Annotated in this window: 10 protein-coding genes; 8 read left to right on the forward strand and 2 right to left on the reverse strand. The window is 48.4% G+C overall.

Annotated elements, in window-relative coordinates:
- Window positions 1-350 precede the first annotated feature (350 nt).
- From Q0R17_RS00005 to Q0R17_RS00040, 8 genes are all read left to right on the forward strand, one after another.
- Complete coding sequence (locus Q0R17_RS00005; protein ID WP_130104945.1) at window positions 351-998, forward strand: TetR/AcrR family transcriptional regulator; 648 nt, start codon at window positions 351-353, stop codon at window positions 996-998.
- Between the two features lie 11 nt (window positions 999-1,009).
- Window positions 1,010-3,559, forward strand: a complete 2,550-nt coding sequence (locus tag Q0R17_RS00010) for an acyl-CoA dehydrogenase (protein WP_293930727.1) — start codon at window positions 1,010-1,012, stop codon at window positions 3,557-3,559.
- A gap of 231 nt (window positions 3,560-3,790) precedes the next feature.
- Window positions 3,791-5,095 carry an OmpP1/FadL family transporter gene (locus Q0R17_RS00015; protein ID WP_293930730.1) on the forward strand — a complete coding sequence of 435 codons (1,305 nt, stop codon included), beginning with the start codon at window positions 3,791-3,793 and terminating at the stop codon, window positions 5,093-5,095.
- 90 nt (window positions 5,096-5,185) lie between these two features.
- Complete coding sequence (locus tag Q0R17_RS00020) at window positions 5,186-7,555, forward strand: 3-hydroxyacyl-CoA dehydrogenase/enoyl-CoA hydratase family protein (RefSeq protein WP_293930733.1); 2,370 nt, start codon at window positions 5,186-5,188, stop codon at window positions 7,553-7,555.
- Window positions 7,556-7,766: 211 nt separating this feature from the next.
- Entirely contained in the window at window positions 7,767-8,972 is a 1,206-nt protein-coding gene (locus Q0R17_RS00025) for an acetyl-CoA C-acyltransferase (RefSeq protein WP_293930736.1), read from the forward strand.
- A gap of 71 nt (window positions 8,973-9,043) precedes the next feature.
- Window positions 9,044-9,607 (forward strand): chalcone isomerase family protein, encoded by a 564-nt coding sequence (locus tag Q0R17_RS00030; RefSeq protein ID WP_293930739.1) that lies wholly within the window; start codon window positions 9,044-9,046, stop codon window positions 9,605-9,607.
- A gap of 822 nt (window positions 9,608-10,429) precedes the next feature.
- Window positions 10,430-12,202: an autotransporter assembly complex family protein gene (locus Q0R17_RS00035; RefSeq protein ID WP_293930742.1), complete on the forward strand. Its 1,773-nt coding sequence runs from the start codon at window positions 10,430-10,432 to the stop codon at window positions 12,200-12,202.
- Window positions 12,203-12,262: 60 nt separating this feature from the next.
- The gene (locus tag Q0R17_RS00040) at window positions 12,263-16,081 is read left to right on the forward strand and encodes a translocation/assembly module TamB domain-containing protein (protein ID WP_293930744.1); all 3,819 of its coding nucleotides are present in this window, start codon (window positions 12,263-12,265) and stop codon (window positions 16,079-16,081) included.
- A gap of 249 nt (window positions 16,082-16,330) precedes the next feature.
- On the opposite strand, the gene Q0R17_RS00045 is transcribed toward Q0R17_RS00040, so the two are convergent.
- Both Q0R17_RS00045 and Q0R17_RS00050 read right to left on the reverse strand, forming a co-directional pair.
- A complete protein-coding gene (locus Q0R17_RS00045; RefSeq protein ID WP_293930746.1) occupies window positions 16,331-16,612 on the reverse strand; it encodes a barstar family protein in 282 nt (93 codons plus the stop codon).
- On the reverse strand, window positions 16,603-17,034 hold the full coding sequence (locus Q0R17_RS00050) for a ribonuclease domain-containing protein (protein ID WP_293930749.1): 432 nt from the start codon (window positions 17,032-17,034) through the stop codon (window positions 16,603-16,605). The genes Q0R17_RS00045 and Q0R17_RS00050 overlap by 10 nt, the downstream gene beginning before the upstream one ends.
- Between the last annotated feature and the right edge of the window lie 75 nt (window positions 17,035-17,109).

Below are 17,109 nucleotides of genomic sequence, written 5' to 3' on the forward strand. Positions count from 1 at the left end.
AACCCGAAGGGCTGAGCCGGAAAACGGCCATTCACTGCGTTATGCTCCTCGGAAATAACCAGTTATTGCCTTCGTCGCATGCCTTGTGCCTGGCCGTTTTCCGGCTCAGCGCAATTGTGAATGAAACGTCAACAGACCCTAGCTATTTGTGGTTTTTCAAGTATTTGTGGATGGCATTTTTTAGACACTGCAGAGCAAAAAAAGCGCTGAAGTGTTGCATTGTGAGGCGGAAGATCTAGGGGTTTTCCGCTATTTTTACGTCTTGGCTTGACAATAAAGTCAACTTCTTATAATTTCAAACGGTCGTTTGAAATTGTTTTAAATCAACTACACCCAGCAGGAGTCGTAACGTGGTCGAATCGGTCAAGGCGCAAGATACAGCAAACCGCATTTTAGATGCAGCCGAGCCTCTTTTTGTAGAACACGGCTTTGATGCCACTTCAATGCGCATGATTACGCAATCGGCCCGAGTCAATATTGCGGCAGTTAATTACTATTACCACTCTAAAGACGGTTTATTTCGCGCGGTATTTGAACGCCGCGCTGAGCCATTTGCCAGATTGCTATTAGGCAAGCTAGAGGAATTAGAGCAAAGCGTCGCTCAGCCAACGGCGGATCAAGTAGCAGAAGCATTTGTAATGGCTTCTTTAGAAATGGGAAGAAATCCAGAATACGGTGGTTTATTATTTGTTCGCTTAGTGGCCCGTACATTTGTTGAGCCGCATCCAGAATTAAAAGCGACCATGCCACAGCGATATGGTGAATTAACGCGGCGGTATTTAGCGGCATTAGGGCGGGCTTTACCACATCTGTCTGAATTAGAAGTGCAATGGCGTTTCCATTTTTTATCTAGTGCTATGTTTAATGCATTCGCTGGTAATAATGTTTTACGTTTATTTACCGAAAGCTCACTCGTCAATGCCCGTGATCCTGCATTGGTGGTTCGAATGTTAATGCCATTTATCCGTGCTGGCCTCAATGCGCCAGCAGCCCAATAAAGGAAACTGTCATGACTAACTTATTGCTGCATGTATTTGTCATTCTAGGAGCATTTATGCTTCTGGCTTACTGGCGTGCTCCGCTCTGGCTCAGCTCTGTGCTGTTTTTAGGTGCAACTGCTGCTGGTGTACAAATCGGCGGTATGCCGATGTATTCTTTGATTGTTGTTGGCGTTGTTGTAGCGCTGATCAATATCAAACCGATACGCCGCGCATTGTTAACGGGCCCTATTTTTGGCGTCTTCCGCAAAATCACCCCTGCCATGTCGCAAACTGAGCAAGAAGCGGTTGATGCGGGCACGGTATGGTGGGATCGCGATTTATTCTCAGGCAAGCCTGATTTTGATCGCCTGCATGCTATTCCGCAAGCCACCTTAACGGCTGAAGAGCAAGCCTTCTTGGATGGCCCAACTGAGCAGCTGTGCGCGATGCTGGATGATTGGAAAATCTCCACCCAGCATAAAGATCTGCCGCCTGAAGCTTGGCAGTTTATTAAAGACAACGGCTTCTTGGGCATGATCATCAAGAAGAAATATGGTGGTAAAGAATTCAGCAATACGGCGCATGCCCGTGTTGTAACCAAAATTGCAACGCGCTCCGGCTCGGCGGCTGTATCCGTGATGGTGCCAAACTCACTCGGGCCAGGCGAATTGCTGCAGCATTATGGTACCGATGAGCAAAAGAACTACTACCTGCCACGTTTAGCCAAGGGTATTGATATCCCTTGCTTTGCACTGACTAGCCCAGATGCCGGTTCAGATGCGGGTGGTATTCCTGACTTTGGTAAGGTTTGTCGTGGTAGCTACACCGATCCACGTACCGGTGCTTACCATGAAAATGTGCTGGGTATTCGCCTTTCTTGGGAAAAGCGTTATATCACACTGGGCCCAATCGCTACGGTGCTGGGTATGGCGTTCAAGCTGTATGACCCAGAGCATTTATTAAGCGAAAAAGAAGATATCGGTATTACCTGCGCGCTGATTCCTACTGAGCACGAAGGCGTACATATTGGCCGTCGCCATTACCCTGGCACAGCGGTATTCCAGAACGGCCCGAACTGGGGTAAAGACGTATTTATCCCTATGGATTGGGTGATTGGTGGCGCAGAGTACGTTGGCCAAGGCTGGCGCATGCTGGTTGAGTGCTTATCGGTAGGGCGTTGTATTTCTCTACCTGCCATGTCGGTAGCGTCAGGCATGGTGTCCTCTTACACCACCGGTGCTTACTCAAGGATTCGTAATCAGTTTGGTTTATCGATTGGCCGCTTTGAAGGCGTGGACGAAGCGCTGGGCCGTATCGGTGGGATGACTTATCAGATGGATGCGGCACAACGCCTTGCGTTGGCTGGCCTTGATATGGGCGAAAAACCATCCGTGCTGTCAGGTATTCTGAAGTATCACAACACCGAGCGCATGCGTAAGGTGATTAACGATGCAATGGATGTGCACGGTGGCAAAGCCGTATGTACCGGCCCACGTAATTACCTTGCGGGTGCTTATGGTGCGATTCCGGTGGCCATTACGGTTGAAGGCGCAAACATCTTAACCCGCAGCATGATTATCTTTGGTCAGGGAGCAATTCGTTGCCATCCGTTTGTACTGACTGAATTACGCGCGGCAATGAATAAAGATTTACCTGCTTTTGATACCGCAGTAATTGGCCATATCGGCTTTGCGGTATCCAATGCAGTACGCGCTGTTGTAATGGGTTTGACGGGCGCAAAATTAGTTGGCTCACCGAAGTCCGGTGCAATGGCGCAGCGTTATCGCAATGTAGTGCGTTTCTCTTCAGCTTTTGCCTTCCTTGCTGATATGGGTATGGCCTCCCTTGGTGGTAGCTTGAAGTTCCGCGAAAAACTATCGGCGCGTTTGGGCGATATGTTGTCGGGTCTTTATATTGCGACTGCCGCATTGAAAAAATTCAATGACGATGGCGCACCCAAAGAAGACTTGCCACTGGTAGCTTGGGCGGTTGATTCGGCGCTATACGATTGTCAGGTCGCGATGGATGGCTTTATGGCCAATCATCCAAGCCGTGCGCTCGCCTTCTTGATGCGCGCTCTGGTGTTCCCATTGGGCTTGAGCTTAAAAGCAGCAACAGATAGTGATGGCACTAAGATTGCACGTCTGTTGATGGAGCCTTCGGTTGCCCGTGATCGCCTGACGCAATACATGTATCGCTCAAAAGACGAAAACGATCCTGTTGGCGTGTTAGAGCATGCATTGAAAGCGGTGATCGAGACTGAAGCGTTGGAAGGTAAGCTGCGCAACGCGCATCGCAAAGGTACTTTAAAGAGCATCACTTCAGGTGAGCGTTTGGCTGAGGCACTGAGCACAGGTTTGATTACAACGGCTGAATTTGCTGCTGTAGAGCGCGCTCGTCGCTTACGCCGTGAAGTGATTATGGTGGATGATTTTGATGCCACTTTGACCTTCTCTGATGACAACGCCATTCATCGCGATATTTTAAACCAGCCTAAAGGCTTAGATATTGCGGCATCGCCTAAGGTGAATGCGGTGGAAAGTGTAAAAATAGCAACAGAAACTCGTCCAGTGTCATAAAAAAAGAGGGATTTCATCGGCGTGATGAAATCCCTAATGCGCTGAAACAGTTGTTTGAATAAAAATAAGCTTGCACCCACTTAGTGTCCTAAAATCGATAAAGCCCAAATGTGCGAGATGAGTAAGGGCAGCTTACCATCTGCGAAAGTGCCAAAGAGTACTTGGGGTTTGTTGCAATTTTATTGCTTAGGATAAAATCACAGGCCAATTGGCCGCCGTTGGAGATAGACGATGTCTGAGACTATTCGTATGGCAATTCGTACTTTAGGTGTGGCAAGCTTATTCATTGCAGGCAACGCCCTTGCTTCTGGTTATCATTTTGGTGTGCAAAGCGTCAGCTCGCAAGGCGTTGCCAATTCAAACGCTGCTGAGGCAGAAGACGCTACTGTATTGTTTTACAACCCAGCAGGGATGACGCGTTTACCAGGCACCAATATCTCTGGTGCCTTAGTCGTAGTTGATCCACATATCAGCTTTTCTAATCTGAATGCGACCAATAGCCGCAAAAAAACTGTTACTGGGAATGATGGTGGTTCTCCAACCGCGCCAGTCTATGTTCCGCAAACCTATATGACACATCAGATTAATGATCAGTTGTTTGTTGGTTTGGCCATGTTTGTGCCATTTGGTGATAAAACAAATTTTGATGAAAAATGGATCGGTCGTTATAACGGCACCGACCTTGAGCTAATGACGCTAGCGCTTAATCCTTCGATTGCCTACAAGGTTAACGAGCAGTTTTCTGTTGGTGCAGGTGTCACGGCCCAATACATGAAAGCACGCTTTAAGAAAATGATTGATTTAGGCAAGCTAACCGTAGGCGGAAATCCTAGTCCGGCTCTTGATGGATCGATGGATTACGAAGGCGATAACTGGGCTTATGGCTTTAATCTGGGTGTCACTTGGAAGGTAGATGATAGTTTGCGCTTTGGTGCGGCTTATCGATCTAGCCTAAGCCATAGCCTGCAAGGTGATACTAAGTTTACCGTACCGTCTGTTTTCCCTCCTGGTATTGCGGTGGCTGGAAAATTGCTTAATTCAAATGGTACGGTTGATTTAGAAACACCAGATTCATTTGCGATTAACTTTTATAAAAAATTAAATAGCCAATTTGCATTAACCGGTGATTGGACACATACCTGGCACTCTAAATTTCAAGATTTAATTCTGAAAACGGACGCTGGTTTTAATGCAGATATTGAACAAAAGTGGCGCGATACGGATCGCTTTTCTTTGGGGCTGAGTTATCAATATAACGATCCTTTGAAATTACGCTTTGGTTTGGCTTACGATCAATCGCCAGCAGATCAGGCGAAGTATCGTATTGCTAACTTGCCAGACAGCGATCGCTATTGGTTCTCAACAGGGTTTAACTACGCAATCGATAAAAATATGTCAGTCGATTTGGCTTATACCTATGTGAAGTTTAAAGACTCAAGCATGGCGAATATTGATAGCAGCAATGCCGTAACAACGAATGCAGATATATCTGCCTATGCCAATGTATTTGGTGCGCAATTGAACTACCGCTTCTGATTTTTGTTTATCCCTCCCCTTAGCGGGGGAGGTTTCGTTTGACTCTGGGCGGCTCTCGCCGCTCTTCCTTTCCTTTTAGCGAGGCTAAACATGGCCAATACCGTGCATATCCGTCAGGTTGCCGTTCTCGGCGCGGGCGTAATGGGAGCGCAAATTGCTGCCCATCTTGCCAATGCGGGAATTAAAACCGTTTTATTTGATTTGCCTGCCAAAGAAGGTGATGCAAATGGCATTGCAACTAAAGCAATTGCCAATCTTAAAAAAATGAAACCGTCGCCATTAGCCTCAGCGATGCGCGCGGATCATATTGAGCCCGCTAATTACGGCTCTGATTTAGAAAAACTAAAAGATTGCGATCTAATTATCGAGGCCATTGCTGAACGCCTTGATTGGAAACTCGATCTTTATGCCAAGATTGCACCTTTTGTAGCCCCTCACGCTATTCTGGCTTCCAATACATCGGGCTTGTCGATTAATTCCTTAGCAGGTGGTGTACCTGAGCAATTACGCAGCCGTTTCTGCGGGATTCACTTCTTTAACCCACCACGCTATATGTATCTGGTTGAGCTGATTGCGGACTCCCAGACTGATCCTGCAATGATGGATGCGCTGGAAAGCTTCCTTGCTACCCGCATGGGCAAGGGCGTAGTACGCGCTAAAGACACCCCTAACTTTGTTGCCAACCGCATCGGTGTGTTCTCCATGCTGGCAACGATTTATCACGCCGAACGCCTCGGCATCCGTTTTGATGTGGTTGATGATCTGACTGGCCCACGCTTGGGCCGCCCAAAATCAGCCACTTTCCGCACTGCCGACGTGGTTGGGCTGGATACCTTTGCTCATGTGGTTAAAACCATGACTGAGCAGTTGGCGTCAGACCCTTGGCACAAATACTTCACAGTTCCGGCATGGATGCAAAAACTGATTGAAAACGGCGCTTTGGGCCAAAAAACCAAGGCTGGCGTATTTAAGAAAGTGGGCCGTGATGTATTGATGCTTGACCCTGCTACAGGCGAATATATTGCCGGTGGACAAAAGGGTAGCGATGAAGTGAAAGCGCTGCTCAAAATCACTGATCCAGCTGCACGCTTTAAAGCATTACGCGAATCCGCTCACCCGGAAGCGCAATTCCTCTGGGCCTGCATGCGCGATGTATGGCATTACATCAGCTATCACCTTGATACTATTGCCGATAACGCTCGCGATGTGGATTTTGCGATTCGCTGGGGTTTCGGCTGGAATCAAGGCCCGTTTGAGCAGTGGCAAGCCGCTGGTTGGAAAGATATTGCAGCGGCCATTGCTGCAGATTCAGCTGCAGGCCAAGCGATGAGCGATGTGGCTCTGCCAGCTTGGGTGGCTTCGCGTGATGCAGTACACACACCAGAAGGCTCGTTCAGCGCGGCAGAAAATGCCCTGAAACAACGCTCCAACTTGCCGGTTTATAAGCGTCAGCTTTATCCGCCAACCGTAGTCGGTGATGCAGCACCAGTGTATGGCGAAACTATTTTTGAAAACGACGGCGTTCGTCTCTGGGTTCAGCCTGGTGAAGACGTTGCTGTTCTCAGCTTTAAAACCAAAGCGCATTGCATTGGCCCAGATGTTCTGGCTGGTGTAAATCAGGCCGTAACGATCGCTGAAGAGCGCTACGCTGGCTTGGTGGTTTGGCATCCAGAAGCACCGTTCTCGGTAGGTGCAGATTTGATGAGCATGGGCCCAGCCTTTATGACTGGCGACTTTGCTTCAATCGAAAACATGGTGGCCGAATTCCAAAAAGCCAGTATGCGCATCAAATATGCCGCAGTGCCGGTGGTTGGCGCGGCTCAGGGCTATGCCTTTGGTGGCGGTTGTGAATTCTTAATGCACTGCTCACGCGTTGTGGCTTGCCTTGAAACCTATATCGGCTTGGTTGAAGTCGGCGTGGGTCTCTTGCCAGCAGGCGGTGGGTGTAAAGAATTTGCACTGCGTGCCTCGCAAGAAGCAAAGGGCGATATCGTTGCTGCTCTGAAAGATTACTACCTGTCGGTTGCGATGGCGAAAGTGGGTACCAGTGCAGAAGAAGGCCAGCAAATCGGCTATCTGCGTAGCTCCGATATTATTGTGTTTAACCCGAATGAATTGCTCTACGTGGCTAAAGCGCAAGTACGTGCCATGAGCGAATCAGGCTACAAAGCACCGGTTAAGCCTAAATCATTTGCTGTAGCGGGCCGCGCAGGCGCTGCAACCATCAAGGGCCAGCTGATTAATATGCTGGAAGGCGGCTTTATCTCTAAGCACGACTACCTGATTGCCGGCCATATCGCCGAAATCATGACCGGTGGTGATGTAGATGCGGGCACGCTGGTGGATGAAGAATGGATCCTCAAGCTAGAACGTGAGCGCTTTATGAAGCTGCTGAAAACCGGCAAAACACAAGAGCGCATCATGTATATGCTGGAAAACAACAAGCCGCTGCGTAACTAATTGACATCTAAAGCTGCAACACCCAAATCTTGAACCACGGAGATCACAGAGGGCACGGAGTTTCACGGAGAAAAGCATGATGACTTCCATTTTATATTTTGAGTTGTTACAGATGTGTGGGTTTTCTCCTTTTCCTCCGTGTTCTCCGTGTTGAAGGTTTAAGGTTTTCAGGTTTGGATGTTGTGGCGATCTAATACTTTAGGAGCTCAAAATGAGCAGACAGATTCAAGAAGCTTATATCGTCGCTGCGACTCGCAGCCCGGTTGGTAAAGCACCGCGCGGTATGTTGCGCAATGTTCGCCCAGATGATTTGCTGGCCCATGTATTAAGAAGTGCGCTGGCCCAAGTGCCTCAGCTTGATCCTAAGCTGATCGAAGACGTGATCGTTGGCTGCGCCATGCCAGAAGCCGAGCAGGGGATGAATATTGCTCGTATGGCTGTGCTGCTGGCTGGTTTGCCGGATACGGTCGGTGGTGTAACCATCAATCGTTTCTGCTCCTCAGGCGTGAATGCCATCGCCATGGCGGCGGATAAAATCCGTTTGGGCGAAGCCGATGTGATGATCGCGGCGGGTACAGAAAGCATGTCGCAAGTGCCGATGATGGGAAACAAAATCTCCCTGAATCCTGAGATTTTCACTAAAAACGAAAACCTAGGCATTGCTTTCGGCATGGGCCTGACGGCAGAAAAAGTAGCCGAGCAGTGGAATGTTTCCCGTGAAGACCAAGATGCATTTGCGGTGGAATCCAACCGCCGTGCCTTGCATGCGATTGCCACTGGTGAATTCAAAGACGAAATCAGCCCGCTAGAAGTATTCGCGCGTACGCCAAATTTGGTAACCGGCGAAGTTGAAGTCACTAGTAAAATTTGTGATACCGACGAAGGCCCACGCGCTGGCACCACCATGGAAGGCTTGGCTAAGCTCAAAACCGTATTCGCGGCTAAAGGCTCAGTCACAGCGGGTAATAGCTCGCAAATGTCCGATGGTGCAGGTGCGGTGATCTTGGTTTCAGAGCGTATTCTGAAGCAATTTAACTTGGTGCCATTGGCGCGTTATGTGACCTTTGCCGTAAAAGGCGTACCTGCGCACATCATGGGGATTGGCCCGAAAGAAGCGATTCCGGCTGCGCTGAAGTTAGCAGGCCTGACGCTGGATGATTTGGGTTGGATTGAGCTGAACGAAGCCTTTGCCGCGCAAGCGCTGGCTGTGGCGCGTGATCTTAACCTAGATATGAGCAAAGTGAATCCACTGGGTGGCGCAATTGCTTTAGGCCATCCGCTGGGTGCAACCGGTGCGATTCGTGCTGCAACCATCGTGCACGGTATGCGCCGTCACGGTATGGCTGGTAAGTACGGCATGATCTCGATGTGTATTGGTACCGGTATGGGCGCTGCTGGGATTATTCAGTCGCTGTAAACCAATAGATCATCTCTCCTTAAACCCACGGCGTAAAATCTGTGGGTTTTTTTGCAAGGAAGTAAAAGAAAATGAAAAAGCTCTTAATGACCGCTTCATTTGTACTTGCTACTCAAAGCAGTATGGCTTTGGAAGTGGCAGGGATTAATCTTGCCGATCATGCCGAATTAGCCAGCCAGTCTTTGGCGCTAAACGGTGCAGGCGTGCGTAAAAAAGTGTTCTTTGATGTGTATTTAGCCGCGCTGTATGTGCCGAGCAAAACGCAAGATGCCTCCGCCGTCGTCAATGCCGCATCACCACGCCGTATGGAGCTGCGTATGCTGCGTGAAGTTTCTGCCGCCACCATGCACGAGGGTTTTGTGGATGGCTTGAAAGCTAACCAAAGCGAGGCTGTTTTAGCCACACTAGCACCAAAAATTGCCGAGCTGGAGCAGGTATTTAAACAGGTTAAAACCGCCGCCAAGGGCGATGTGATTCAGCTTGATTTTATGCCTGGCCAAGGAACGCGGGTTACGGTGCGTGGCAAGACCTATGCAATGATTACAGGGGATGACTTTGCTGCGGCGATGTTATCGATCTGGCTGGGGCGTGCGCCAGTGAATGATGGTTTGAAAGCGGCTCTACTCGGTAAGTAAGCAGTCTTTTAAAGTTTTTAGGACAAGTCATAAGCGGTGCGTAGATAGGCCTTGGTTGTTTAGAGTGCCTTATGCATGGTTTATGGCTTGTCCTTTTTTGCGCTTGGCGTTTGGTACAAGAGCCTCTGGATTGCCGATAAAAACACATGGGGATGACGTACTTGTAGAGCGAACAGATTAGAGTTTAAGCCTGTTGAGCGAAGCCGTTAACCAAGGCATTTTTTGTATTTAAGAAGCGAATTTGTGTAGTAATACTACCATTTTGTGTTTTATATTTTATTAATAATTACCGTTCAATTGATTGATTTTATTGTGTTTTTTGTTTAAATATGTAGTTTAAAATATATTTTTTTGACGTTTAATAGGTAGTTTTACTACAAAAAAACTTGCGTGCGATCTGTAGTTTTGCTAAAGTAGCTCCATTGCTTGATTGGGAACAGATGTCTGGCCCAAGTCACTAAGGAGCTTGTTATGCGTACCTTGCAAATTATTTTTAAGAACATCGAAGCCGCTCAAAACTTGTTGATGAAGTCGCAAGGTTTGATTCGTTGATCTACTGGTTTAGTAGTATGTAGTTGTTGTGGTAGTAAGTTGTTGTGTGTGTAGTGTGTTTTGACTCTTCATCTAGTCTTCTTTTTGCCCAGTTCTGTTCTGCGTTTTTGCGCAGCAGACTGGGCTATTTTTTTGCCTACGATTTGGGCTTTTTTTACTTGTAAGAATAGCCCTAGGTATTTTTTTGCTTGATCTTATGCATGAAACAAATGCCACCATCGCTTGCCATGCGGTAAAGTAGTGGCCTTGATCTTATTGAATATTGTGCTTATGTTTGCTCGTTCACTGTGTGCTTTAACTCTTGTTTTTCCCGCTGTGGTGTATGCCGACGTGGAAGCGCCTGCAGAAGCAGAGCAAAACGTCCAATTTCCCTACGTCTTAAAAATCACCGCCACTGATAATTTTCATGATCTGCTGGAAAAAAACTTAGATTTAGCACGTTGGCAGCGTGAAAGGCGCGTCACGCGGGAGCAGCTTGCGCGGCTTTTGGATTCGGTTACGGAATCGGTGTCGGGTTTGCTCGCCACAGAAGGGTATTTTTCGCCGGTGGTGAATGCCAAGTTAGATGAATCTGTGCAGCCTGCCGTGGTGAGCTTAGATGTTAAAGCGGGTGAGCCCAGTCGCGTGCGTGATATTGATGTGAATTATATGGGCGCTATTGATGAGGACGAGGTGCGGGTACAGCGGCTATTTGAGCGGCGTGAGCAAACGTGGTCTTTACCAGTGGGCAGTATATTCAAGCAAAGTGCTTGGAATGATAGCAAGCGCCGTGCATTAAGCTCATTAATTAATCGCCGTTATCCCGCCGCTAAAATGATCCGCTCTGAAGCCAGTGTAGATCCGCAGGCTTTAACGGTGGATTTAAGTATTGATTTAGATAGTGGCCCTGCTTATACCTATGGGCCTTTGGAAGTGAGTGGATTATCCCGCTTCCCAGAAAAACTGATTCGCAATAATGTTGAATTTCATGAAGGCGAAGAGTATCGCCGTAAAGATTTAGTGGATCTGCAAACCGATTTACAAAATCTTCCACATTTTTCCTTGGTTTTGGTTGATGTAGATTTACCTGAAAATCCGCCCTTTATTGCGCCGGTAAAAGTCACGGTGCAAGAAGCCCCATTAAGCAAAATTAGCACGGGTTTGGGTTATAGCACCAATACCGGTGTACGCGGCTCATTTAGCTATCGCTACTTAAATTTAATGGATAGGGCATGGGTTTTTGACAGTAGTTTGCGCTTAGAACAAAAAGAGCAGGCTCTAAGTGCTGGGATTACCTTCCCTCGTTTTGCCTCGGGTTATGAGCATAGGGTTTATGCCAGCTATACCCGTGAAGATATTCAAAGTTTAGCCATTGATAAATGGAAAACAGGGGTTTCTAGAAGCAGTACCTCAGAAAATATCGACCGTTTAATTAGGTTGGAATACCAAATCGAGCGCAGTGAACTTAATGATGGCACGGTGTTTGATCCACAGTCTTTAACCGCTAAATATCAATGGGTTAGACGCAATGTTGATCGCCTCAGAAACCCACGTTCAGGTAATGTGATTACCTTGGAGGGGGGCGGAGCAATTAAAGGGGTTTTATCTGATGAAACCTTTGCTCAGCTTTATGGGCGGGGCGTGCAATATTTTCCGATTGGTAAAAAAAGCGTGTTTGTTGGCCGCTTAGAGCTAGGGCAAACATTTACTAAAGACGTGACTAATGTGCCCACAGATTGGTTGTTTCGTACCGGTGGTTCGTCGTCGGTGCGGGGTTACGATTATCAAAGTTTAGGTATTTCTTTGGGCGGCTCCACGGTGCCTGGACGGGTGTTGGCCGTGAGTTCTTTAGAGTATCAGCAGCCTGTTTACAAAGATTGGTTAGGAGCGGTGTTTGTGGATCATGGTGGGGTGGCGGATGAGTGGAAAGATTGGGAAGGCTCAACAGGTGTGGGCGTGGGTGCGCGCTGGGTGAGCCCAGTTGGCATGATTGGGATAGATGTGGCGCGTGGTATTGAGGCCAAGCAATTTAGAGTTCATTTTACGATGGGGGTCACTTTCTAAATGGAGCCCAATAGCCTTGAGCCGACTGTTGCCGCTGTAATACCAAAACCTAGACACTCATTGTTACGCCGATTGATCGGCCTGCTGTTATTTGTACTCATTGTGCCGGTGTTTGTCTTAACGAGCACTTTGGCTTTTTTTGACTCACAAATGGGGCGTGATTGGCTGGTTAAGCAAGTGAACCACAGTAGTGTGGCTAAATTGCACGCCATTGATGGCTCTTTGTGGTCTAGTTTTGCCCTGCGTGGTTTGGTGGTTGATACCCCTGCTATGAAGCTGGCGATTGATAAGGTAAGCCTAGCATGGAGCCCATATAGCTTATTGGCACGGGATTTATCGTTAGATGATTTAACCATTGGGCATCTAGAGCTGGATATCAAACCTAGCCCGCCGGATAAACTGCCCTCGCCACCGCCAGAGAGTATTACTCTGCCGATCGGCGTGCATATTGATCGGGCTAGTATTAAACGTTTAAGTATCAAGGGTTCACCTGATATCGAATCAATCCGTTTAAAACTCGCAAGTAATGGCAGCTTTCATCAGTTGTTCTTGGATCAGCTTCGGCTCAAACTGCCACAAGCTGATGTCACTCTAAAAGGTGACTTAGCCTTAGCAGGGGCACAGCCTTTTACGACTTCAGGGCAATTAACGCTGCAGGGTAAGGTTGAAAATAAACCTTTGAATTCGCAAGTAAAACTGAGCGGTGAGCTGCGTAAATTGCAATTGCAGGGTGATATTAAAAGTGAGCAACTTAAAGCGCTGATTAATGCGCGTTTAGATGTGTTTGCCCCTTACACCTATCAACTATTGAGCGAGGGCAAAATTGAGTTGCAGCAGCTTAACCCTGCGGCGCTCATGCCTAGCTTGCCTAAGGCACTGTTGGATGTGACCTTGACGATGATTCCGCTGGGCGATCAGGCGGGTAGTGGCGTGCTGGAAGTCAAAAACGCCATGCCTTTGACGATCGATCAAGGTGGGCTTCCTTTTACTCAAATCAGCAGCAAGCTAAGCTATTTAAAAGAAGCGCTCACGATTCAATCTGCAGTGCTTAGCCTGCTTGGGCAAGGGCAGATTAAGGGTGCTGGGCAGGTGAGCCAAGGGCAAATGAAGCTGCAGTTTGAGTTGGCGAAGATAGATCCAGCCAAGCTATGGTCGCACCAGCCACCTGCGTCTCTAGGCGGAACAATTCAGCTACACGGGCCTTGGTTGGCTCCTGATGTGCTGGCTAAATTGGAAGATCAGCAGCGCAAAGTGGCATTTGATCTGGACATGGGCTGGCTAAATCCTAAGCACGAGCGCCGTATTGCGCTGCGTAGCGCTAAATTATTCCGTGCTAATAGCAGCGTGTCTTTGCAGGGCGAGTTTGGTTTATTAGATAGCAAGGGCGTAGCCAGAAACGATTTTAAACTTAATGGTGAATTTACTGGAATTAATCCTGCCGAATTTGTAAATAGTCCTAAAGGTGTGATCACCGGGCAATTTAAACTAGCGGGGGCTTTGCTGCCGGTAATGCGGGCGGATGTGGATTACAACTTGCAAAATAGCCGTTTTAACGGTGAGGCACTGAGTGGTAAAGGGCAGTTAAGGCTAGAAGAAACCCGCGTATCCAATGCCGATTTATGGCTAGCACTGGGCACAAATCGAGTGGATGTCGATGGGGCTTTGGGGAGTGCTAATGACACTTTAAAACTTAAACTTAATTTACCGCAACTCCAGCTGCTAGGCCCTGGCTTTGCAGGTAAGGCCAGTGGCGACGCGCAGTTAAAAGGCGAGCTGCTTAATCCGCAGATTGCCGCGCAGTTGTCGCTTAATAGCTTACAAACGCCGTTTGGGGTATCGGTGAATCAAGCTCAGATTGATGCTCAACTGCAATCTGATCTAAAAGGCCCATTTCAGCTTCGTGCCGAAGTCAGTGATGCCAAAGCTGCGGGCGTGTTGCTGCAAAAGCTCAGTTTTAAGGTAGATGGTAGCCGCGCTAAGCACCATGCCAGCTTGCTGGTACAGGGCAAAAAAGAGGAGCAGCCGATTGATCTCTCCGCCACTTTAGATGGGGGCTTAAACGAGCAATGGGCATGGCGTGGCGTGCTGCAGGCTTTGCAAGTTAAGCAACCGCTGGCTTTAAATTTAGCCAGCCCTGTTGCCTTAGAGGCGGGCGCAGGTTTACTACGCCTTGGTGATACACGCTTGCTGATGGGCGACACCCGCTTGCACCTGAAGCACTTCTCTTGGAACGATGGCGCTTTGGATACGGCAGGTGATCTTGAGCAGCTTTCTGTGGGGCAATGGCTACCACTGCTTGGGCGAAAAGACCTGATCGGCAATTTGATGTTGGGTGGCCGCTGGAATTTGCAATCCAAGGGTGGCCTTAATGGCATGCTGGAAATTCATCGGCAATCAGGCGATCTAAAATACGTAAACGCGAGCGCCGCGCCACAAAAATTTGATTTGCAAGATTTAAAACTACAAATCAATGCCAAGCAATCCATGATAAATCTGGAAGGCAATCTTAGCTCTGGCCGCTTTGGGCAGATGCAGGCCAGTGGCAAAGCTTTAGTGGATGCCGTGAATTGGCGCTTGGCCGAACACGCTCCCGTGGATATTTCTGTGAAAGGTGATTTGCCTAAGCTCGCCATGCTTGGCCCTTTACTTGGGCCTGACTTAAGCTTAGGCGGTAAGGGCAACTTTGAAGTACGTCACTCCGGCTTGCTAGCAGATCAGCAGTGGGTGGGTTTTGTGAATGGTGATAATTTATCGATTCGTGATGGGGCAACGGGTCTTGCCTTGCAGGATGGTAAAGTGAGAATCGCTCTAGATAAGCGGCAGGTTGTGTTGCAACAATTTCAATTTAAAGGGGGGCAGGGCAGCTTAGAGGCAAAAGGTAGTTTCGATCTGGCCGGCCCTAGTCCAAGCGCCACGGCGCAAGTGATTGCCAATAAACTCACCTTGATTAGCAAGGCCGATATGCTAGTGGTGATGTCGGGCCAAGGTGATATTAGCCTTAAAGACAAAGCGCTGAGCGTGAGTGGTAGGCTGAGAGCGGATGAAGGTGATATTCGCTTTCAATCCAATGATGTGCCACGGTTATCTGATGATGTAGTGATCAAGGGTAGGGCAAAATCATTGGTTGATGCAGGGCCGAAGCTTTCTCTGCAGATGGATGTTGATCTAGGAAATAATTTCCGCTTCCGTGCCTATGGCTTGGATGCTCGCCTAACAGGCTTGCTCCGCTTGCGCGCCCAAGCGAATCAAGCACCAACGGCCACTGGCGTGGTACAAGTGGCCGAAAATAGCGGCAATGTGCGTAGTACTTACAGTGCCTATGGGCAGAAGCTAGAGATTGAACGCGGTATTCTCGCGTTTCAGGGGCCAATCGATAACCCCTCCCTAGATATTCTCGCCATGCGCCGTGCGCAGGAGGTTGCCGCAGGGGTGCAAGTATCAGGCTCAGCGCTAAGGCCGCGGGTACAGCTCTATTCGGAGCCTGGCATGCCAGATAATGAAAAGCTAAGCTGGCTCTTGTTTGGGCATGGCTCAGATAGCATGGAGAAATCAGACAGTGCCCTCATGCTGCAAGTTGCCAATGCCTTACTCACCTCAGGTGATGGTGGCCCTGGCTTTACCGAAGGTATTTTGGGGCAGGTTGGCTTAGATGATGTGGGCTTTAGCAGCCAAAAAGAAAAAGACGGCACCTCTACCCAAGTGGTATCTGTAGGCAAACAGCTTGGCAAAAATGTGAGAGTCTCGCTAGAAAAGAGCGTAAACGGCCTGCGTGATGCGGTGAAGTTTACTTGGCAGCTCACTAAAGGCTGGTCTTTGGTATCTAGGGTGGGAACGGATGAAACAACCGGTGATGCCTATTACACTTTTACTTTTGACTGAGTTTTAAACCTTGTTTTATCTAAGCCCAAGGCCATTTACATTGTTAAATGCAAGTGGCCTTGGGCTTATTGCTGCTTAAATTAAGACCCACCCCTATTTTTTATGTCAATTTAAGGTGGCGCTCCAATATTCTGCATAGGAAAACGATCTGCGTGATGCGGGGTGTTTTGCTGCAGTGCAAAATAGCAGGTTCTGTGAACGTTATATTCGCCTTAGTGAATTCCAAATCACCAGAGCTTGGGGAATGACTTATGGTTTAAGGATAAAAGTGAAGTCGTCCCGCTCTAGCATGGTGTCGTTAAATACCGCTAGCAGCGCTTCGTAATCTTCTCTTCCTAGCGCGGCTTTTGCTTCATCGCCATCTTGCCAGGTGATTTGGATCGGGCCTTCTAGATTGCCGCTTAGCTCGTCGTAAAGAGCATCAAGGTTGTTCACAAAATCAGTGGAGAAATCGAGCTGTTCTGCCAACTGCTGGTAAACATCGGCCTGTTTGCTGAGGTGCTTGAGTACTACTTTTTGAGTTATTGACATGCTGGCACCTCGGTAAAGGTTTGATAGTGATCGACGGTAATATAGCGCGGGCCGTTTTTGTTGAAGACAATCCGCTTAGCGCCGCGTTTGTTGCCCTGATAGTCTAAATCGGCTTCTTGGTACTGGTTACGTGGCAGGCGGTTTTCACGGTTGCCAAAGCGATCCCCACCGATCGATTTTCCCGGCAGGCTTTGCCAGAGCGAAGAGCCAGGTCGCCAGCCAGCGGCTTGAGCCTCTCGTTTTGTAACAAATCTGGCGGGCAGCTGGCCGGTTTGATTTAGGCTTTTTAGGATGTCGGTAAGCTCGCTAGCATTGGTTGCTGGGCGCAACTGGCGATTTAAGTTTTCTGCCACGCTCTGGCAAGAGGCCGCGTTAGCCAGGCCACAGCTCATCAGCAGTAAGGCCATTAATGATCGGTGCATTGAGTTTCCTTTTCAGGGTTATGTGTAATGTGTTTATTTAAACTACATCGGCATAAGTCTTGCTTGCGCGGTTGT

This window comes from Iodobacter sp. (assembly GCF_025352645.1).
In the GTDB taxonomy this organism is placed as follows: Bacteria; Pseudomonadota; Gammaproteobacteria; order Burkholderiales; family Chitinibacteraceae; genus Iodobacter.